A 20,749-nucleotide genomic window follows, 5' to 3' on the forward strand; every position below is an offset into this window, starting at 1 on the left:
GATTGGGTTTCGTCACTTTTATCTTAACGGATGTTGATATTACTGTGTATTTTTTTGTCTTGAAATGAGAACAAAAAAATGTTGAGGCAGATTAATTTCTACCCCAACATTTATTATAGAACCGAAATATCGGCTCTATGTCAATTGTTGGGGTGAAATTGGAATGGCAACCCTTTTTTGAACAGAATGAACAAGTTGTCTTAAATGTAAGTGACAGCCTATCTTTCTTCATTAAGCGAAGAAACCGATGTTTTCAACGGATTTCGCGATGCGAAAACTAACGGGGCTTTGGTAATTTAGTGTGCCATGGAGACGGATATGGTTCCACCAGTTCACATAATCTAACAACTATACTTTTAATTGATTCAATGTTTGAAACTTGTTCGGATACACAAATTCTTTCTTGAATGATTTATACGTACTTTCAGCGACTGCGTTGTCATATGGGCAACCTTTATTGCTAAGAGAACGTCCTATTTCAAAGGTATCTAGAATCTCATCAATGGCCTTATTATCAAATTCGCTTCCGCGATCTGTATGAAAAAGCTGGACGTTGAAAAGTGGAAAAGGAATCTGGTAGAAGGAATCTGGTAGATGGCCTCCTTCAACAAATCGGCTGTTTTATTCGTTCCTGCGCTGTGTCCAATAATTTCACGATTAAATAAGTCTAGAATAAAACAAACATAATGCCATTTCCCACCTACTCTAACATAGGTTAAATCCGGGACAATGACTTTACGTGCCTCACCTTGTTCAAATTGACGCCCTAATTCATTGACCACAGGTGCTTCGTTCACCTTGGCTTTGTGTTATTTAAAAATGGCCTTGGTATAATTGGAAATAAGGACAAATTTTCGCATGATAGCTGCAATTTTGCATCTGGAAACAGTAAAGCCCAAAAGGGTTACTTTTAATTTGCGCGTGCCATAATTCTTGCGGTTTTTATGAAATTCCTCTATAACCGCCTGCTCTAAATTAGCTTCTGATTTTTTCGACTTGGCTTGATAGTAATACGTGCTCCTTGAAACACCTAAAATACGGCACATCGCTGCTATTGGATATTTGTGTTTGTTTTGCTGGATTACTTGGATTTTCGTCCGAATATCAGCGCCGCTTGCTTTAAAATATCAACTTCCATCTCTTTCTGGGCAAGTTGTTTACGTAAAGCTTCTATTTCTTTTTGTTCCGCTGTCTTGTTGTCATTCGTTAAGAAAGAACCTGACTTGTTGTATTCTCTTCTCCAGCGGTCAGACCGAGGGAGCAAGATCGTAATCGATTAGAATATCTTTTCTTGATTTTCCCGCCGCATGCAATTGAATTATTTGTTTTTTAAATTCGGATGTGAAGGTGCGCGTCGTTCTTTTTGTCATTGTAAACTCCATCCTTTACTTCTTTATAATATCTATTATTATAAAGCCCCTCATTTGGAAAACATACGATATATGTTTTTCATTGAACATGGAAAAGGTTTGGTATCATTGTGCTAGCGATGGTATCTGGTGTCCGACCAGCTAGCATAGGCTTCCTTACAACTCTGGTAAGATCGTGATAAGAAATGTTTGATAGATTCCTTTGTGAGCTTTGGTCGGTTTCATAGAGTGCATCATACGATTCCACTTTTTGTGTCCTGCATAATTATACGATTCAGGTAGTAATGTTGTAGAATATACTAGAGCCTAACATATAAAAAAATTAAATATTTAGATTTATTCAATGTTCTATATTCAAAAATTAATAGTTATAAAAATCATTTTTTTAAAATAATACTCTGTAACTTATAATTTATATGTTCTCAGATTGATTATTTGCGGCGGAGGAAGGACATGTATTCGACATATTTGGGAGAAATCACATATAAAATATGGAGTTTTTGTTGTTATTTTATGGATAAAAAACACGGTGTGGCATCTTTATTTACTAGCACATTATAAAGTGTGAATATATTGGTTAAAAAGTAACCTTCCAAATCCATTCAAGCAGAGATTAACGTAAAATATCATACATGTTTTCTTATTCTATGTTGCATACAATACAAAGATTTAAGATACATAGAAAAAACGAGAGTAAAGTCATGTATATAAAATATCTTTAAAGAGGATAATATTTCAAAATAGAGGACTAAAGATTATTTATGCTTATTCAATGATTTGTTTTGGATGATTTTGATTGACTTTGGACGTATATGGTGGTATTCTTTTGAAGAACGGAGGGATTCTATGCTGAATGCAGAGAGACATAAACTCATAATGGACCTTTTGAAGCGTAAAGGTACTGTTAAATTAAAGAATCTAATCGAAGTATCTGATTCTTCAGAATCTACAATACGTCGCGATTTAGCTGAATTAGAAAATTTAGGGGTGTTGAAGAGAGTACATGGGGGTGCAATACTTAATCAATCTAGAACGATTGAGATGAGCATGCTAGAGAAATCAGTCAGAAACGTTCAAGAAAAGAAGCGAATTGCTAGATTGGCAGCTTCAACTGTTGTTGATGGAGATTGTATATACTTGGATGCGGGTTCCACTACATTTGAGATGATTGACTTTTTGGTCGGTCGTGATATTACGGTGGTTACTAATGGTTTGATGCATGTGGAAGAACTTGTTAATTTGGATTTGAATGCGTATATTTTAGGTGGGAAAATGAAAGCGAAAACAAAAGCTATTATTGGAGGTATTGCTTTAGATAATATCATGAATTATCGATTTGATAAGGCTTTTATTGGGGCTAATGGTATCCATATGACAGATGGATATACAACGCCGGATATGGAGGAAGCTTTATTAAAGCGTCGATCTATGGAGCTTTCTGATGAAACGTTTATTGTGGCTGACACCTCTAAGTTGCATCATAGTCATTTTGCTAAAATGTTTGATTTGGAAGAGGCCGTGCTGATTACTAATGGTATGAATGAGGAAGAAAAGTTAAGCTTGATGAAAAAAACAAGTGTTATGGAGGTGCTAGATTGATTTATACAGTGACATTGAATCCGTCGATTGATTATATTGTGGAGGTTGATGATCTTGCATTAGGTCACTTAAACCGAATGAAAACTAGTATTAAACTACCTGGAGGCAAAGGAGTCAATGTTTCTAGGATACTTAATCAATTGAGGGTCGATAATTGTGCTTTGGGATTTTTAGGTGGTTTCACGGGCAATTTTATTCAGCAGTGGTTGGAGAACGAGGGGAGTACAAATAGGTTCACACATATTGCAGATGATACACGAATTAATGTTAAGTTGAAGCATGGTGAGGAAACTGAAATAAATGGAACTGGGCCAACTATTAGCTCTGCTGAAGTTGTAGCTTTTTTTCAGCAATTTGATGCTATGAAAAAAGGAGATATTGTGGTTCTATCTGGCAGTATTCCACCTTCTCTAGGTTCTGATTTTTATAATAGGATCATCGCAAAGTGTGAAGCCAAGGAGATAGAGTTTATGATTGATACGACTGGGACTAGTTTGTTGGATACTTTAAGTAGGGGACCATTCCTTATTAAACCGAATCATCATGAGCTGGCTGAGTTATTTGGGGTAGAGCTCAATGGTATAGAGGATATTGTTATTTATGGTAAAAAGTGTTTAGAGCTAGGGGCTAAGCATGTGATTGTATCGCTTGCTGGCGATGGGGCCTTGCTTTTTGTAGAGGATAAGGTGTATCAATCTAATACTCCGATTGGACAAGTGAAAAATTCTGTTGGTGCAGGGGATTCTATGATTGGTGGTTTTATTGGTACTTATACGGAGACTAGGGATGTTCTAAAAGCATTCCAAGTTGCAGTAGCTACTGGTAGTGCGACCGCTTTTTCTACTGATTTGGCGACAAATGATGCTATTCAAAAATTAATTCCAGAAGTTAAAATTTCAGAGATATGATAATTGGGAGGCTTACATTATGAAAATAACTGATATTATGAGTCAAGATACGATGATACTTTCCTTGAAAGCAACGACAAAAGAGGCGGCAATCGATGAGATGATTGCAAAACTTGCTGAAAAGGGAAAAATTAATGATGTGTCCCTTTTTAAAAAGGAAATTATGAAGCGTGAGCAAGAAAGTTCTACCGCGATAGGTGATGGTATTGCAATGCCTCATGCTAAAACAAAGGCAGTAAACACACCAACAGTAGTATTTGCTAAAAGTGAAGTTGGATTAGATTATGAATCATTAGATGGACAACCTGCGTTTTTATTCTTTATGATTGCGGCAACTGATGGGGCGAATCAGACACATTTAGAAACACTTGCTGCTTTATCGCGCTTACTTATCCATCCAGATTTTGTTGGGAAATTACGTGGTGCAACGTCTACTGAAGAAGTAACAGCTTTATTTGATGAGGCGCAAGGAGAAAAAGAAGCGACTGATGGAATTGCAAACAGCGATGTTTCTCAGGGTAAGCCCTTTGTAGTTGCAGTAACAGCTTGCCCTACAGGTATCGCACATACTTACATGGCTGAGGATGCGCTCAAAAATAAGGCAAAAGAGATGGGTGTTGATATTCGGGTAGAGACAAATGGCTCGGATGGCGCAAAAAATAAATTGACAGGTGATGAGATTGAACGTGCCAATGGTGTTATCGTTGCTGCGGATAAAAAAGTAGAAATGGCTAGATTTGACGGTAAGCATGTTCTAGAAACGCCTGTGAGTGATGGCATTAGAAAACCAGAAGAGCTTATTAATAAGGCGATTGCAAAAGAAGCTCCTGTATATCATCATAGTGGTGAAAAAGATAGCTCTGCTGGGGCTGGTCAAAAAGTTTCAATTGGAAGTCGTATTTATAAAGATTTGATGAATGGTATTTCACACATGCTACCATTTGTTGTTGGTGGAGGTATCCTCTTAGCATTTTCTTTCTTGCTAGAACAGTATTTCCCGAGTGCTAAAACTTTCACAGATATGTTGGGTGCGATTAGTGGTGGAGAAACTGGTGCCTTTATGTTCCTTATTCCGATACTAGCTGGTTTCATTGCGATGAGTATTGCCGATCGTCCTGGTTTAATGCCAGGTATGGTTGGTGGTTTGTTAGCAGCGACATCAGATGCAGGTTTTTTAGGTGGATTACTAGCCGGGTTCTTAGCGGGTTATGTCGTGCTTGGTTTGAAAATCCTCTTTTCTAAAATGCCTAAAACTTTGGAAGGTTTAAAGCCTATTTTAATTTATCCTGTACTAGGATTACTTATTACAGGGGGATTAATGTACTTCATCTTTGATCCTATTTTTGCGACAATTAATGAGTTCTTAGTGGACCAACTTCAGTCATTAGGGACAGCAAACGCGGTCATCTTAGGGACAGTGTTGGGCGGAATGATGGCTATTGATATGGGTGGTCCATTTAATAAGGCAGCCTATACCTTTGCAATTGGTGTATTTACAACGACTGGTAATACTGATGGTGCATTTATGGCAGCTGTAATGGCTGGTGGGATGGTTCCACCACTTGCTATTGCGATGGCTACGACGATATTTAAAAATAAATTTACATCCGATGAGCGGCAAGCTGGTTTGACAAACTATGTGTTAGGATTGTCATTCATAACAGAAGGGGCTATTCCTTTCGCAGCAGCAGATCCGTTGCGAGTTATTACATCGTGTGTTCTAGGTTCAGCAATTGCTGGAGGGTTAACGCAGTTTTGGCAAATTAATGTTCCTGCACCGCATGGAGGGATATTTGTTGTAGGACTAGCAAATCATCCTATGTTGTTCTTGTTGTCAATCCTTATTGGTACAGTCATTTCTGGATTGATATATGGTTTTTGGAAGAAAGCGAAATAATAGAAAAAAACTGCTCTAGTAATAGGGTGGTTTTTCTTTGATATGCACTAATAGTCGAAATAACTCTCATTCATTGCTATAATGAATGTATAGGAAGGGGTGAGGGTATGGACTTTGGAGAAAAACTAATATCGCTTCGAAAGAAACATCGATTGACACAGAAGCAGTTAGCAGAGAGAATCGGTGTAACATCTTCTACAATTAGCAAGTATGAGAATGATAATCACCGACCACCTATATTTATTCTTGCGAAGTTGGCAGATGAATTAGGCACAACAACAGACTTCTTATTGGATGATGTGGCTGGTCTTAGGGAGAAAAATTCGGTGAATGCTTTTCCTTTAATCGGAAATCCTGAATTGGAAAAATGGTACTTAGAATTACCCTACTCCTATTCGGAAGATGAATTATTGCTTTTGAAAAGAATTTCAGAGGCTTTAGGAAATCGAAATATTTAATTTAAGGCAGTCACAAACCGGAAAAAAGTGACTGCCTCGTTTTTTATTGATCTTCTTTGTTTTTTTTATTCTTTTTTTGCTGTGGAATATCTGGGTAACTGAAGTCAATAAAATGTTCGTTGACCTCGCTTATTTCTTCAAGATTGTAAGGCTCTCTATTCTCAGCTGCTAAAGAGATAGGCGGGAATAAGAGATTGGAGTATGGGTACTCCGTTTCTACACTACGCATTTTTTGGGAAAATTTCATGTGTAACATAGAAACTCTAGCCATTTGGTTATTAAATGTAGCAAAAGATACAGATATTTTTATTTTTTGCTTATTATTGAATCGGATTGTTGTGCAATTATAATTAGAATCGTAATATTCTGAGATGTGTTGTGGAAAAATCCAAATACAATCGTCTCTTCCGGCTGAGGTTGTTGGAAATGCATACGTGAAACTAACAGGATCAATCATAATTGGTGGTTTGTGTGTGACGCCGGTCAAGAAGCGTGTCCCTTCTCTTCGTCCTTCATAACTAGAGCCAAAATATTGGCAGCTTGTTTTAATTAGAAATAATGGGGTAAAACTAGATATACGATGATCGTTTAATTCAAAGACTTCTGATTGAACCCCTGACTTTGTTTTTAGAGGCAGGATTATCATGGTATGGGGATTGACCTCATACACTGGCGTTTTCATTTTCTTCGACATAATGTCACTCCTTTTGATGTATATAAGTAGTGTAAATGCACCGAGTTAAGGTTATGGAATATCCGGTTTGTTTTTGGAAAATCTTAGGTACATCTACTTTGAAGCTATCTGTCTATGGTTCATCTCATTTGCTAGCTTGAGTATAGCACAGCTAATTCTCGAAGTCACTATTTTTTCTAAAAATTCTATTTTTATAAAGAATATGACTTTTTAACCCCTTATTCCTATTTTTTCATTGCGGCAATAAAAAATTAAGAAGGAGTGATCAGTCATGGAAATGCGAGATTTTTCAAGTTCATTAGTTAATCAAGTTGGAGTTCTAAAAGGAGAAAAAGAGTTAGTGAATACATTTATTGAGTGCTACATGACAATGCTCCTTGATGAACATCGGATGCAACAATTGAAAGATGAAATCGATAAGGCTTTAGACAATAATGACAAAGAGAAATTTTATCTTTTGACAGAGAAATTAAACGGAATGCAGCAGGAAATGCTTGCTTTTTAAATAAATGAGGTGAGAACTAGGGTCAAAGTGGCTCTAGTTTTTTCATGTGTTATTTGTTGAAATTCGATTATAGTGATAGACTGAAATTAGGATTTTAAAATAAGTATGGTCTAGTTGGATAATATGTGTTATGATATAAAACAAACATACGTTCGGTGGTGGAGGAATGAGTTTACAATTTATTATAGGGCGCGCGGGTACTGGGAAAACGACATTAATCATGGATATGCTGGCGGAGAAAATTAGTGGCAGAAAAGAGAAGCATAATTGTATTTTCTTAGTTCCAGATCAGATGACTTTACAAACGGAGACGGTATTTTTTGAACGGGAGGAAATTGCGGGATTATTAGATGCGCAGATTTTTAGCTTCAATCGTTTGGCTTGGCGGATTCTACAGGAAAGTGGTGGACTTGCTAGGACTTTTTTGACGGATTCGGGGTTAGAAATGGTCATTCGCAAAATAATGATTGAGAAAGAAGAGGAGTTACAGCTTTTTGGACGGAATGCTTCGAAAAGGGGCTTTATTAAGGAGCTAGAGCTGGTTTTTAAAGAGATGAAACAGTTTTGTGTTGAGCAAGAACAATTGCAGGGGTTTGATAGTCAGGCTAGTGCAGATTTGAATAATAAAATGGCAGATATAGCAGTGCTTTATGAGGCCTATGAGAGAGTATTGGCTGGGAAATATTTAGAGAATGAGGATTATTTGAGACTACTTGCTGATGCAATTTTGAGTAGTGGCTTTTTAGCGGAGAGTGAGATTTTTATTGATGGGTTTCATGAATTTTCGCCGCAGGAGTACTTGATTTTAGGTGAAATACTTAGTGTTTGTAAAAATGTGACGATTACACTGACATTGGATAAAGCTTACAGCATGAATACTTTGCAAGCGTATAATTTATTTCAATTGACAGGGACGACATATGCTAAGTTAAAAGAAATCGCGCAGAACAAAGCTTGCGATGTGTTGCCAGATATCACTTTAAAAGAAAATACACGCTTTCGAAATAGTGATTTAGCTTACCTACAAGCAAGTTGGGGCGAGTTTTCTGTGACGCCATTTGAGGGCGCTACGCCAAGTCTTTCTGTAGATGAGGCGAATAATCGACGGGCGGAAATTGAGGGTGTTGCAAGGCGCGTCAGGGCGTTGGTGGCAGAGGGGTACCGTTATCGAGATATGGCTATTTTGCTTCGAAATACAGAGGTATACGAGACAATTTTGAAAGCTTCTTTGAGTGCGAATGATATCCCTTATTTTATCGATAAGAAACGAACGATGGCTAATCATCCTATGGTTGAATTTCTTCGTTCTAGCTTAGATGTGATTCGGACTAATTGGCAGTATGAGGCGATTTTTCAGGCTGTTAGAACAGAATTCTTCTTTCCCTTAGATGTTAGCAGTAGCGCCTATCGTGGAAAGGTAGATATTTTTGAGAATTATATATTAGAGAATGGTATTTATAATAAACGCAGGTGGATGGATAAGCGGCCTTGGGGGTATCGAAAAATTCGCGGCTTGGATTTGAACCAAGGTGTGCAGACGGATGATGAAAAGACGAAAGAGGCAACGATTAACGAAGTAAGGGAGCAAATAAAAGCCCCACTACTGATTTTAGAGACGCGATTGAAGGCTGCTAACAATGGTGTGGAACTGGCGAGTGCACTTTTTGAATTTATGTTGGATGTACAGGTGGATAGGCGGCTAGATATGTGGCGTAAACGCGCGGAGGAGATGGATGAGCTTGAGTTAGCAAAAGAACATGAACAGGCGTGGAAGTCTGTTATTGCCTTGCTAGACGAGTTTGTAGAGGTTATGGGAGATGAGGAACTATCGCTTGATATTTTCTTTGATATTATAAATACAGGATTAGATGCTTTGGATTTTGCTTTGTTACCACCCTCTTTGGATCAATTAATCATAACCGATATGGATAGTTCAAGATTGCTGAATATGAAAATTATTTTTGCGGTGGGTATTAATGATGGTGTTTTGCCAATGAAGAAAACGGAGAGTGGCATTTTATCAGATGAAGACAGGGAGTATCTAAATCAATCGGGAATAGCTGTTCGACCTAGCGGTAAGAGCATGCTTTCAAGTGAAGATTTTCTTGCCTATCGCTTATTTACACTGCCTTCAGAGCATTTATTTATTAGTTTTCCTAATGCAGATGAGAATGGAAAGGAATTGTCTGAATCAAATTATATTAGGCGGATTGAAACTATTTTTCCAGAGGTTAAGAGAGGGCTTTATTTGAGCGATCCTTCTTTATTGAGTGACTCCGAGCAAGCGTCTTATGTATCTACACCTAAGTCGGCTATAGCGCTTTTAACTGCCCAAATGCAGTACAAGAAGAAAGGTTATCCAATGTCACAAGTTTGGTGGGATGTCTATACATTTTTCCAAACAGACGTGGAATGGAGAAGCCGAGCTCTACAGATTTTAGAAAGTTTATTTTATCAAAATAAGGCTAAAAATATTTCAGAAGAAGTTGCAACTACTTTGTTTGGTGAGAATATTCATGCAAGTGTTTCGAGAATGGAACGTTTTTATAGTTGTCATTTCCAACATTTTGCGCAACATGGTTTGAAACTAGAGGAGCGGGCTCATTTCAAACTGCAATCTGTGGATATTGGTGAGATATTTCATGGGGCGATGGAATGGATATCAGCAAAACTTCGGGAAAATAATTTGGAGTGGGGACAATTATCTGTGGAGCAATGTATGGAGCTTGCGACGCTTGCTATGAAGTATTTGGCACCTAAGTTGCAACATGAAATTTTACTTAGTACGAAGCGATTAGAATATATTCAATATAAGCTTTTGAATATTATTATTAGGGCTACTCGTGTGCTGAACGAGCAAGCTAAAATTAGTCGGTTTAAGCCGGTTGGATTAGAGGTTGATTTTGGGGTGAAGGGCGAAATACCTCCTTTGAAATTGCCACTTAATGGTGGACGTGAGCTTATACTGCAGGGACGGATTGATAGAATTGATGAGGCAGAGCAGGATGAGCGTACATTTTTAAGAATTATTGATTATAAGTCAAGTTCGCATGATTTACCGATGACGGAAGTTTATTATGGATTGGCTTTACAGATGTTGACGTATTTAGATATTGTTGTGGAGAATTCAGCTAAACTTATTGGGAAAGTTACAGAGCCGGCAGGAGTGCTATATTTTCATATGCATAATCCGCTTATTAATGCGGATAAGGAATTAACGGAAACAGAGCTTGAGAAGGAGTTATTGAAGAGTTTTCGGATGAAGGGGTTAGTGCTGGATGATGCATTGGCAGTATCACTTATGGATACGGAACTTGAGGCTGGAAAAACTTCTTCTGTGATACCTACTGGATTGAAAAAGGATGGGAATTTTAATGCGCATTCGGCCACTGCAACAAGGGCGGAGTTTGAGACGATGCGCGAGTATGTTCGCCACCAGTATACGAAGGCGGGAAATAAAATTATTGATGGGGAGGTAGCGATTAATCCTTATAAGTTGAAGGAGCGTACGCCTTGTCAACTCTGTGCGTTTCGGTCGGTTTGTCAGTTTGATGCATCACTTGAAAACAATCAATATCGTAAATTAGAGAATCAAAGTAGGGAAGATATTTTAAGAAAGATGCGTGAGGAGGGGCAAGAATGAAGAGGGAAATTCCGATAAAGCCAGAGCATGTTACGTGGACAGATGATCAGTGGAAGGCGATTTATGCGAGTGGGCAGAATGTTCTTGTTGCCGCGGCGGCTGGATCAGGGAAGACGGCTGTTTTAGTGAATCGGGTCATTGAGAAAATTGTGGATCCTGATGAACCGATAGATGTGGATCAGTTGCTCATTGTGACATTTACGAACGCTTCTGCTGCTGAGATGAAGGCGAGAATTGGTAAGGCTGTGGAGAAGGCTTTATTGGAGGATGAGTCCTCTTCACACTTGAAGCGGCAAATAGCTTTGCTTAATTATGCTTCTATCTCGACCTTGCATTCATTTTGTTTAGATGTCATAAAAAAATATTATTATTTAGCGGATATTGATCCAGAATTTCGGTTGATTGAACCGATTGAAAGTGCGATGGTACGTGATGAAGTGATGGATAAACTATTGGAGGAGCATTACGGAAATGCCGAGAATATCGCATTTTTTGAGTTAGTGGATACTTTTTCTGGTGACCGTTCAGATGATGATATTGGGCAGGTTGTTGGGGCACTTTATGATTTTTCAAGAGCGCATCCTGAACCAGAAGCTTGGCTGGATGAGATTGTTGCTAACTATGCTGTTGAAGATGTAACGGATGTTACTGTGTTGCCATTTTATACGATTATTGAGAAGCAATTGGCGATGACGTTGCGGCAGGCAGAGCATTTTTTGAAGCATGCGATTTTCTTATGTAATGAGTCGGCTGGACCAGAGCCGTATTTAGTGACGCTTGAGAGTGATTTGGAACAGATTAAATATTTGATGCAAGCACTGCATCAGGATTGGGAGCAGTTGACGAGTGCTTGGAAATCTGTTAAATTTCAGCGGATTGCTACTTTGAAAGATAAAGAACTGTATGATGAGGTCATGGTGAATCAAGTGAAGAAGCTTCGTGACCAGGCGAAGAAGACGGTGACAGAAGCAGGAAGTGAGTGGTTTTCGCGAGATGATGTTCATTATATTTCAGATTTGCTAAAAATGAAGCCTACGATCGTGACTTTGATTGAGCTTACGAAAGAGTTTGCTATTCGCTTTTATAAGGAGAAAGTTTCGCGGGGGATGCTGGATTTTAATGATCTAGAGCATTTGGCGTTACGTGTTTTAAGTGACCCTGAGCAGGAAGGAGCGCCATCTAGCGCTGCATTGGGATATCAAGAGAAATTTAAAGAGGTTTTGATTGATGAATACCAGGATACAAATATGGTACAGGAGCGGATATTGTCTTTGGTGACGGCGGATACGGAGGCAAATGGTAATTTATTTATGGTTGGGGATGTGAAGCAATCTATTTATCGTTTTCGGTTAGCGGAACCTGGTTTGTTTTTAGCGAAGTATAAACGTTATTTGGGGACTGGTGATGGAACTGGATTGAAAATTGATTTGTCTCAGAATTTTAGAAGTCGTTCGGATGTACTGGATACGACGAATTTTATTTTTAATCAATTGATGGATACGGAAGTTGCCGAAATCGAGTACGATGAACAGGCAGAACTGGTTTTAGGGGCTCGTTTTCCAGAATCGGATAATACGCAGACAGAGCTTATTTTGATTGATATGGAGCAGGATGAAAAATCTGATGAGGAGGATGAGCTGACTCCTGAAAAACTGCAAAAAAGGCAAGCCGAGGCGCGTTATATTGCGAAGCGGATTGCTAGATTAATTGATGAGAAGACACCAGTTTTTGATAAAGGGTTGAAACAACAACGTCCGATGGAGTATCGGGATATCGTTATTTTATCGAGGGCGTTGACAAGTGCGCCTGATATGGAGGATGCGATGAAGGAATTGGATATTCCCTTCTATGCCAATAATAATTCTGGGTATTTTGAGGCGACGGAGGTTGCTATTATGATATCTCTGCTCAAAATTATTGATAATCCGTATCAAGATATTCCGCTTGCATCCGTATTGCGCTCGCCTATTGTTAATTTGGACGAGGACTCATTGGCTAGAATCCGAACTATTGGAAAAAATAAGCCGTATTTTGAAGCGCTGGAGAAGTATGCACTTTCTGAATCAGGGGAATTAGCCTCGCAGTTGCAGGCTTTTTTACGGCAATTAAGCAAGTGGCGGGAATTATCTATGCGTGAAGATTTGACAGATTTGATAGCGGAAATTTTCCAAGAGACGCATTTTTATGATTTCGTTGGTGGGTTGCCAGGTGGAAAGCAGAGGCAAGCTAATTTACGGGCGTTGTTGGATCGTGCTAATCAGTATGAGAAGACAGCATTTCGTGGGTTGTTTCGGTTTATTCGATTTGTGGAGAGGTTGCAAGTAAAGGGGCAGGATTTAGGAACTGCCAAAACGTTGGGTGAGAAGGAAGATGTAGTCCGAATGATGACGATTCATGCGAGCAAGGGGCTGGAGTTTCCTGTCGTATTTTTATCTGGATTGGATCGCAAATTTAATATGCGGGATATTTATAATAAATATTTGTTTGATAAAGACTTTGGGTTTGCCACGAGGTATAATGATCCTGTGAGGCGCTTAGTTTATCCATCAATTATGCAACAGGCAATAAAGTATAAAAAGGTTGCTGAGATGATGGCGGAGGAGATGCGAGTTCTATATGTAGCGTTAACTCGTGCTGAGGAGAAATTAATATTGGTTGGGACGGTACCGAGCCTTGAGAAGTCTGTTGCAGAATGGGAGCAAAACTTGGTAGAGACGGAGTGGATATTACCAGCAAGTGTTAGGTTTCAGGCGAAAAATTATTTGCAGTGGGTGGGTAGTGCTTTCGTGAGGCATCCCAATTATATGGAGCAGATGGGGAGTGGAAATAGTTCGGGGACAGTTCGGTTGCCTACCAATATGCGACTTTTATTTGAGAAACATAATTACCAGGAGTTTTTAACGGTGGATGTGGATGCTAAGCAGGACTTGAGCTGGTTGGATATAGTGAAGAATGGGAAGAGTGCGGTAGAGCAATCGCCGTATTTTGAACAGATTCAAGAGCGTCTTTCATTTCAATATGGTTATATAGAAGAAACTGGAATTCGTTCTAAGCAATCAGTGACAGAGGTGAAGCGTCAGTTTTCGGTTGCGGATAGCTTTAGTGATACGCGATTTACAAGAAGTACGCAACCAGTGTCATTTGATAGGCCTAAGTTTTTACAAGAGAAGAAGTTGACGGCAACGGAGCAAGGGACGGCGATGCATACCGTGATGCAGGCCCTTTCTTTGGCGACGGCGCCAACTGCGACAACAATAGAGGCATTGCTTGATGAGCTTGTTTCCAAGGAAGTTATGAATGAGGAGCAAGTGGCGACGATACAAGTTGATTTTATATTGAACTTTTTTGATACGGAGCTGGGGCAATTGATGCTTGCGAATCGGGATTGTGTGTTAAGGGAAGTACCCTTTAGTTACAAAATTCCTGCCAATCGTATACACCCGGATGTTGATACAACGGAACAGATTATTGTTCAAGGGATGATTGACGTTATGATAGAGCTTGATGACCAGCTTATTATTATCGATTACAAGACAGATCAGGTTACTGGGAAATTTGAAAATGGCTGGGTTGGGGGAGAGGCTATTTTAAAGAAGCGGTACCAGGTTCAGATGGATATGTACAAAGAAGCAATTGAGAAAATTAAAGGTAGACAAGTGGATCATGTTTATTTATACTTTTTTGATGGGGATCATGTTTGTGAGCTGATAGGGGGAAATTAGAAATGAAGTGGATTAGCTTTAAAATTAATGGTAGGGAGTCCTTTGGTATTGTTAAGGGAGATAGAATCATTGATATTAGCGCGTTTTTTGCAGAGTCTGAATGCCCGCGTACATTGGTGGAGCTTATTTCACAACCAGAGAAATTGGTCCATATTGAGAAGCAGCAGGAAGCAATGCATGGTGCAATTCCATGTAAGGATGTGCAGTTTTTACCGGCAATTATACCACCGAATAATGTGATGGCGGTTGGGAAGAATTATCGGAAACATGCGATTGAAATGGGAAGTGTTGCGGATATTCCTGAGGCGATTATTATTTTTACAAAAAGTAGTAATACGCTGGTTGGGCATAAAGGAACGATTCCTTTACATGCGGATGTGACTAGTGAGCTTGATTATGAAGGGGAGCTTGCGGTTGTGATTGGCAAGGCAGTGACAAATATTTCGGAGTCAGAGGCTTTGGATGCGATTTTTGGATACACGATTGTGAATGATGTGACGGCGCGCGATTTACAGGTAAAACATAAGCAATTTTATTTGGCGAAAAGCTTGGATGGTAGCTGTCCAATTGGTCCTTATGTGGTTACGAAGGATGAAATTGCTGATCCGGGCTCGTTGCGGATTCAGACGTGGGTGAACGGGGAGAAGAGACAGGACGGTACGCTCGATCAGCTTATATTTCCTATTGCAACGATTATTTCGGATTTGTCTAAAGGCCATACGCTTATGCCTGGGGATGTTATCGCAACGGGGACGCCTGATGGGGTTGGTAAAGCAATGAAACCACCGCGCTTCTTAAATGAAGGAGATACTGTTACGGTTACGATTGAAGGTATTGGAACATTAGAGAATCAAGTTATGTAAATAGAAGGGAAATGGGGAATTTTTATGTGGTTATATATTCATTTAATTTCATGGGTTGGTATTGTTGTTTTCACCTTAGTTGCGTTGCTTATTTATAAGAAATCGGCAAAAGTTTTTACTATTATGCAAATGTGTAATCGGGTACTTTATATTACGGTTATTTTAAGCGGTATTATGATGGTGCAGTATAGTTTTAGTGAACATGTTGTTGTATCTATTTTTAAAATATTGCTTGGATTAGCAACAATTGGTGTTGTAGAAATGTTACTTATCTATCGGAAAAAGGGGAAACCATCGAACCTCTTTTTCATCTTGTTTATCGTGTGTGTAGTCGCAACAGTGAGTATAGGATTTTATTTATCTGGAGGAAGACCGCTATTTTAAGCGTGCTTAATTTTTTTGAAAGTGGGAAATTGGGTTGAATCAACAGCAAATTTATATTGATGGTACGAAAAAATTTTTTATTGCGGTGCTTGCGGCATTGCTTAATGCAATTGGAATGAATTTTTTCTTAATTCCTGCTCATGTTTATGCAAGTGGCTTGACGGGGGTTGCACAGCTGACTTCTGATTTATTACAAGATGGTATTGGGATTAGTCTGTCAACGGGATTGCTTGTCTTACTGCTAAACATACCGGTGGCGGTGTTGGGCTGGTTTAAGGTTGGCCGGGCGTTTACGGTGTTTAGTTTTGTTACGGTTGCTTTTATGTCGTTATTTTTGATTGTCATACCGGTACAAGAGGTTTCTTCGGATATTTTGTTGAATGCTATTTTTGGTGGGGTCATTTCTTCTGTAGGGATTGGTCTTGCGCTTAAATTCGGAATTTCTTCGGGAGGGCTTGATATTATCGCGATGTATATTACGATTAAGACGGGGCGCTCTTTTGGAAAGTATTTTTTGCTGATGAATGGCGTTATTATTCTGATTGCTGGCTTTACATATGAATGGACGTTTGCCCTTTATACGTTGATTTCGCTATATGTTTCGAGTCGAGTGATTGATACGATTCATACGAGACATCAGAAACTTACGGCGATGATTATGACGCAGAATCCAGAAAATGTGATTAAAGGGATTCAGGATAATATGTTTCGCGGAATTACAGTTGTGGAGGCGATTGGAGCCTATTCAAGAGAGAGCGTGACGATGCTTGTGATTGTGATTACGCGATATGAGCTGTATGATTTAACGCATGTTGTTCAAGCAGTTGATCCTCGATGCTTTATTAATGTTGTGGAGACTGCTAGCGTGTTTGGAGATTTCCGTTCAGAAGCTGATCAGAAAATGGCGATGGAGATGTATAAGACTAGAATGCACCAATGATGAAAAAAGCCAAAATAAGCACGCACCGAGTGTATGGTGGACTTATTTTGGCTTTTTTGTGGATGCTTTTATGATTGCCCATACGGCCATGAAAGCGATGAACCAGCAGATAATAATGATAATTGCTAACATATAGCTAACACATCCTTTTTTCTTTCTAGAATTTTATTATATCATTATTTAGGTATATGAAAAAGGCTGACTCAGTGATTTGATGGAGTCAGCCTTCTATAATATAGATTTTAAACGCCTAAATTTTCTTCTAAATAAACTGCGATACCATCTTCTTCATTGGATAGCGTCACTGTATTCGCAACATTTTTAAGTGGCTCAATTGCATTACCCATCGCAACTCCAACGCCGGCATAATCAAGCATTTCGAGATCGTTATCCTCATCGCCAAAAGCAATGATATTTTTACGATCGATGCCTAGGAAACGGCTGGCTGCTTGAACCCCAATCGCTTTGTGAACGCCGAATTTTGTCATTTCCATTGCAGGCCATTCAGCACCCCAGTTGCGGTACGTCACGATGTTTGAGAGGCGAGTATCCATATGATCACTGACTTCTTGCAACATTTCATGACTCGCAAAGAATAGTAAAGATGTCGGATCTGACGTAATGGTATTTCGCAAATCACCGATGAAAACATTATCTTTACCCTGCTGGAACATGTCTGGCACGCTAGCATTTCGTTCGCGCAAAAAAACACTATCTTGCACTTCCGCCGCAATATTATCAAGCGCATAATTCGTCGAAAAATCGAGTAGTTCTCGTGCTGTTTTTAAGTCAATTGCTTGGTGGTAAGCGTTACTGAATTTAATATCGCGTGGGTGATGAAATACAGCACCATTAAAATTCACAATTGGTGTGTCGAGGCCCAATTCATAATAATACATATGGCTCATGCGGTAAGGACGCCCCGTCGCAATCATGACTTCGTGGCCTTTCGCGCGCGCATTGTCTAACGCTTTTTTTGTTCGATCCGAGATGGTTTGATCGCCTTTTAGAGCGGTTCCATCAAGGTCGAGAACGATTAATTTTTTTGTCATATATGTCTCCTCATTCTTTCCATAATTCGTATATCTAGTCCCCGTTTTGATAAAGTGATAGAATAGATAGTATACCTTCATGATAGACGTTCGGGCGCGCTTTGTAAACGCCTAAGTGCTTTACAGAAAGTTAATAAATCACATGGAAATGAGGCCTACCAATGATTCAAGTGGAACATAAGTGGATAAAAGAAATTCCGGTCCTACATATTTATGATGCAATGCACGCGACCGAGAAATTACCAACTGTCTTTTTTTATCATGGTTTTCAATCGCAAAAAGAATTATATTTACCGTACGCTTATTTGTTGGCGCAACGTGGGATGCGTGTCATTTTGCCGGATGCGCCGATGCATGGGGAGCGGAGCGGGAATGAGTCGGAAACAGAGCAGGCGATTTATTTTTGGGATACGGTTCGTGGGAATATCGATGAATTGCCTTTGTTAAGAGACGCCTTAGATGCGGAGGGCTTAATTGATCTGTCGAGACTTGCTGTCGGAGGTTTTTCGATGGGGGCGATTACGAGTTATGGGATGTTAGCGCAGTACGATTGGCTCAAAGTGGGTGTGTGCCTCGCGGGGAGTTCGTACTATGGTCATTTCGCGAAGGCGCTTGCGGATGGCGTGATGAAGCAGGGCATCGAGTTTCCATTTGATGTGGATGCACGGATTCGTGAATTGGCGCCATATGACTTGAGTGCTGCACCTACAAAATTGAAAAATCGCCCTTTGATGATTTGGCACGGGAAAGCGGATGACGTGGTACCGTTCCAATATAGTGAGAAGCTATACGAGGCGCTGGTTGAGGAAGATATGTCGGATAATGTGGCTTTCATGGTGGACGAAAAGGCAAAACATAAAATCTCGATTGAGGGCATGCTTGCAGGTGTCGGCTTTTTAGAAGAAAAATTATAATGAAAATCGTTCTCAACTATGTTACAATAATGAGAGAAAATCAAAAGGAGGCTACTACTTCATGGATGCAGAACTAAAAGATAATTTGATGGGTGCGTTAGAGCAAGTAATTGATCCAGAGCTAGGCATTGATATTGTCAATATTGGTCTGGTTTACGATGTGGACTTGGATGAGGACGGACTTTGTACGGTAACGATGACGTTAACAACGATGGGATGCCCGCTTGCAGGTGTTTTGACAGATCAAGTACGTGTAGCGATGTCAGATATTCCAGAAGTGAAAGATACGAAGGTTGACCTTGTGTGGACGCCGGCTTGGACGAAAGACCGGATGTCGCGTTACGCTAAGATTGCACTCGGTATTCGATAAAAAAGAAAAAGATACGCGGATAAGTTTAGACGTCATCGATTTAGGATGAGGCAGACTTATCATCGTATCTTTTTTAGTTGTTTGCTTGTTCTAATTTTGCGATGCGTGCTTCGAGTTCACTCTGACGCTCATATTGACGAACGATTTGTTTGGCTAAGTTAAGCTCGGCTTGCGCTGTCATCAAATGATCTTGCCCGTGGACTAATAAAAAGGATGGCGTTATATCATTATCTGAGCTTCGACGTGAAACTAATTTGGTTTGCCAAGCATGTCCTTCTAAAAACTGTACTTCTGCCTTTTGCAAATGAGATGTTGCCTCTTCGAAATGATAGTTTTCAGCGGCCGCAATAGCAGCATAGGCTTCTTTTCGCGTGTTTCCGCCATGAAGAATTAATTTTACAACGGCTTCTTCCGTATGAATATCCATTTTTTCACCTCATTTAAGCTATTTATCTTATTGTAGCAAAGCGTGCGAGTAATTGCTATTATTAGGTTAATCAGCCTATGGTACGATGACATGGTGCACGAATTCGATATATAATATAACTATCAAACTGGTCGAAAAGAGGGATATCCATGGAAGAACGATTATATGATCTTGAGGACAAAGTACAGGATTTAGAGTTAGAAGTGTTGAGTCTACGCCAACAAGTAAATGAGTTAGAGCAAGCGAAATCGACGAGATCACATAAAGGTAATTGGTCATGGGGATTGTTTGCGCTAATCCCGATCGTAGCAATTATTTGTAATATGATTGTAGAACTAGTAGACTAAATAGAAGAAAGATGATTCCCTAATCTGATTGGGGAATTATTTTTTGAAATTTTGTTCGTATCTGTTCGCTCCATAATGCGAAAAATTGTACCTGAAATTATGTGCAATACCTTGATATAGCTAAAAAAATAGTTAATTAAGCGCTTTTTTCATCATTTCACATATAAAAGGATGTAAAACCAATTTTTTTTGTCACAAAAATTACACAGTTTGTTCCCTTGCTTTTTTCTCTCAATAAAAGTAGAATATATATATACCTTGCATTTAGTGTGAGTTCTTATTTCGACAAAAGTATACAGACCTTGTTTATTTTTGTGGGGATAAGACCCTATCATGGTTATAATGGAATTCGGTGTATCCATCTTCCAAATGTTAAGCACTTGTGTTTATCATATGATTTCGCACCGATAACCGTTATTTGTTTTCATTCATCTCATTTGCCATGTAGTTTTCGTTTGTGCCTCATCCCGTTAAGCATAAACATTCGAACATGATGGCCTGCCTAGTCAATTGACTGGGCCTTTTTTTGTGGCTCTATGTCAATTGTTGGGGTGAAATATCAAGGTGCGAGCTAGGGAGTCAATAGCTCGTGCCTTTTCTTAACCTACAGAGATGTCAAAATCTTTGATAAAGTGTTGTGCTAGTATTTTGGCTCG

At 39.3% G+C, this 20,749-nt stretch carries 16 protein-coding genes and 1 pseudogene; 13 read left to right on the forward strand and 4 right to left on the reverse strand.

The window, feature by feature from the left end; translation table 11 throughout:
- Positions 1 to 231 precede the first annotated feature (231 nt).
- Positions 232 to 1,370, reverse strand: a pseudogene (locus HPK16_RS16090) (IS3 family transposase).
- 846 nt (positions 1,371 to 2,216) lie between these two features.
- Here HPK16_RS16090 and HPK16_RS16095 point away from each other — a divergent pair.
- The 4 genes from HPK16_RS16095 (at position 2,217) to HPK16_RS16110 (ending at position 6,232) form a co-directional block, all read left to right on the forward strand.
- On the forward strand, positions 2,217 to 2,969 hold the full coding sequence (locus tag HPK16_RS16095) for a DeoR/GlpR family DNA-binding transcription regulator (RefSeq protein WP_181677922.1): 753 nt from the start codon (positions 2,217 to 2,219) through the stop codon (positions 2,967 to 2,969).
- Positions 2,966 to 3,877: a 1-phosphofructokinase gene (gene pfkB, locus HPK16_RS16100; RefSeq protein WP_181677923.1), complete on the forward strand. Its 912-nt coding sequence runs from the start codon at positions 2,966 to 2,968 to the stop codon at positions 3,875 to 3,877. Before HPK16_RS16095 ends, pfkB begins: the two co-directional genes overlap by 4 nt.
- Positions 3,878 to 3,896: 19 nt before the next feature.
- A complete protein-coding gene (locus HPK16_RS16105) occupies positions 3,897 to 5,774 on the forward strand; it encodes a PTS fructose transporter subunit IIABC (RefSeq protein ID WP_181677924.1) in 1,878 nt (625 codons plus the stop codon).
- A 107-nt stretch (positions 5,775 to 5,881) separates the two neighbouring features.
- A complete protein-coding gene (locus HPK16_RS16110; protein ID WP_181677925.1) occupies positions 5,882 to 6,232 on the forward strand; it encodes a helix-turn-helix domain-containing protein in 351 nt (116 codons plus the stop codon).
- Positions 6,233 to 6,275: 43 nt separating this feature from the next.
- Here HPK16_RS16110 and HPK16_RS16115 read toward each other — a convergent pair whose 3' ends face one another.
- Complete coding sequence (locus tag HPK16_RS16115) at positions 6,276 to 6,929, reverse strand: competence protein ComK (RefSeq protein ID WP_181677936.1); 654 nt, start codon at positions 6,927 to 6,929, stop codon at positions 6,276 to 6,278.
- A gap of 268 nt (positions 6,930 to 7,197) precedes the next feature.
- Between HPK16_RS16115 and HPK16_RS16120 the strand changes: the two genes are divergently transcribed.
- The 6 genes from HPK16_RS16120 (at position 7,198) to HPK16_RS16145 (ending at position 16,983) form a co-directional block, all read left to right on the forward strand.
- The gene (locus HPK16_RS16120; RefSeq protein ID WP_181677926.1) at positions 7,198 to 7,431 is read left to right on the forward strand and encodes an IDEAL domain-containing protein; all 234 of its coding nucleotides are present in this window, start codon (positions 7,198 to 7,200) and stop codon (positions 7,429 to 7,431) included.
- A 166-nt stretch (positions 7,432 to 7,597) separates the two neighbouring features.
- On the forward strand, positions 7,598 to 11,074 hold the full coding sequence (gene addB, locus HPK16_RS16125) for a helicase-exonuclease AddAB subunit AddB (protein ID WP_181677927.1): 3,477 nt from the start codon (positions 7,598 to 7,600) through the stop codon (positions 11,072 to 11,074).
- The gene (gene addA / locus HPK16_RS16130; protein WP_181677928.1) at positions 11,071 to 14,796 is read left to right on the forward strand and encodes a helicase-exonuclease AddAB subunit AddA; all 3,726 of its coding nucleotides are present in this window, start codon (positions 11,071 to 11,073) and stop codon (positions 14,794 to 14,796) included. Before addB ends, addA begins: the two co-directional genes overlap by 4 nt.
- 2 nt (positions 14,797 to 14,798) lie before the next feature.
- Positions 14,799 to 15,659 (forward strand): fumarylacetoacetate hydrolase family protein, encoded by an 861-nt coding sequence (locus HPK16_RS16135; RefSeq protein WP_181677929.1) that lies wholly within the window; start codon positions 14,799 to 14,801, stop codon positions 15,657 to 15,659.
- Between the two features lie 24 nt (positions 15,660 to 15,683).
- On the forward strand, positions 15,684 to 16,043 hold the full coding sequence (locus HPK16_RS16140) for a YisL family protein (RefSeq protein ID WP_181677930.1): 360 nt from the start codon (positions 15,684 to 15,686) through the stop codon (positions 16,041 to 16,043).
- Positions 16,044 to 16,077: 34 nt separating this feature from the next.
- On the forward strand, positions 16,078 to 16,983 hold the full coding sequence (locus tag HPK16_RS16145; RefSeq protein ID WP_181677931.1) for a YitT family protein: 906 nt from the start codon (positions 16,078 to 16,080) through the stop codon (positions 16,981 to 16,983).
- Positions 16,984 to 17,225: 242 nt separating this feature from the next.
- Here HPK16_RS16145 and HPK16_RS16150 read toward each other — a convergent pair whose 3' ends face one another.
- The gene (locus tag HPK16_RS16150; RefSeq protein WP_181677932.1) at positions 17,226 to 18,035 is read right to left on the reverse strand and encodes a Cof-type HAD-IIB family hydrolase; all 810 of its coding nucleotides are present in this window, start codon (positions 18,033 to 18,035) and stop codon (positions 17,226 to 17,228) included.
- A gap of 161 nt (positions 18,036 to 18,196) precedes the next feature.
- Between HPK16_RS16150 and yjfP the strand changes: the two genes are divergently transcribed.
- Positions 18,197 to 18,949 carry an esterase gene (gene yjfP / locus HPK16_RS16155; protein ID WP_181677933.1) on the forward strand — a complete coding sequence of 251 codons (753 nt, stop codon included), beginning with the start codon at positions 18,197 to 18,199 and terminating at the stop codon, positions 18,947 to 18,949.
- Positions 18,950 to 19,010: 61 nt separating this feature from the next.
- Positions 19,011 to 19,319 (forward strand): metal-sulfur cluster assembly factor, encoded by a 309-nt coding sequence (locus HPK16_RS16160; protein WP_036066843.1) that lies wholly within the window; start codon positions 19,011 to 19,013, stop codon positions 19,317 to 19,319.
- A 73-nt stretch (positions 19,320 to 19,392) separates the two neighbouring features.
- Here the strand turns inward: HPK16_RS16160 and HPK16_RS16165 are convergent, their stop codons facing one another.
- Positions 19,393 to 19,746, reverse strand: a complete 354-nt coding sequence (locus HPK16_RS16165; RefSeq protein WP_181677934.1) for a PTS lactose/cellobiose transporter subunit IIA — start codon at positions 19,744 to 19,746, stop codon at positions 19,393 to 19,395.
- Between the two features lie 149 nt (positions 19,747 to 19,895).
- Between HPK16_RS16165 and HPK16_RS16170 the strand changes: the two genes are divergently transcribed.
- Positions 19,896 to 20,093 (forward strand): hypothetical protein, encoded by a 198-nt coding sequence (locus HPK16_RS16170; protein WP_181677935.1) that lies wholly within the window; start codon positions 19,896 to 19,898, stop codon positions 20,091 to 20,093.
- Positions 20,094 to 20,749 lie beyond the last annotated feature (656 nt).

The organism is Paenilisteria rustica, assembly GCF_013820765.1.
Lineage (GTDB): Bacteria > Bacillota > Bacilli > Lactobacillales > Listeriaceae > Listeria_A > Listeria_A rustica.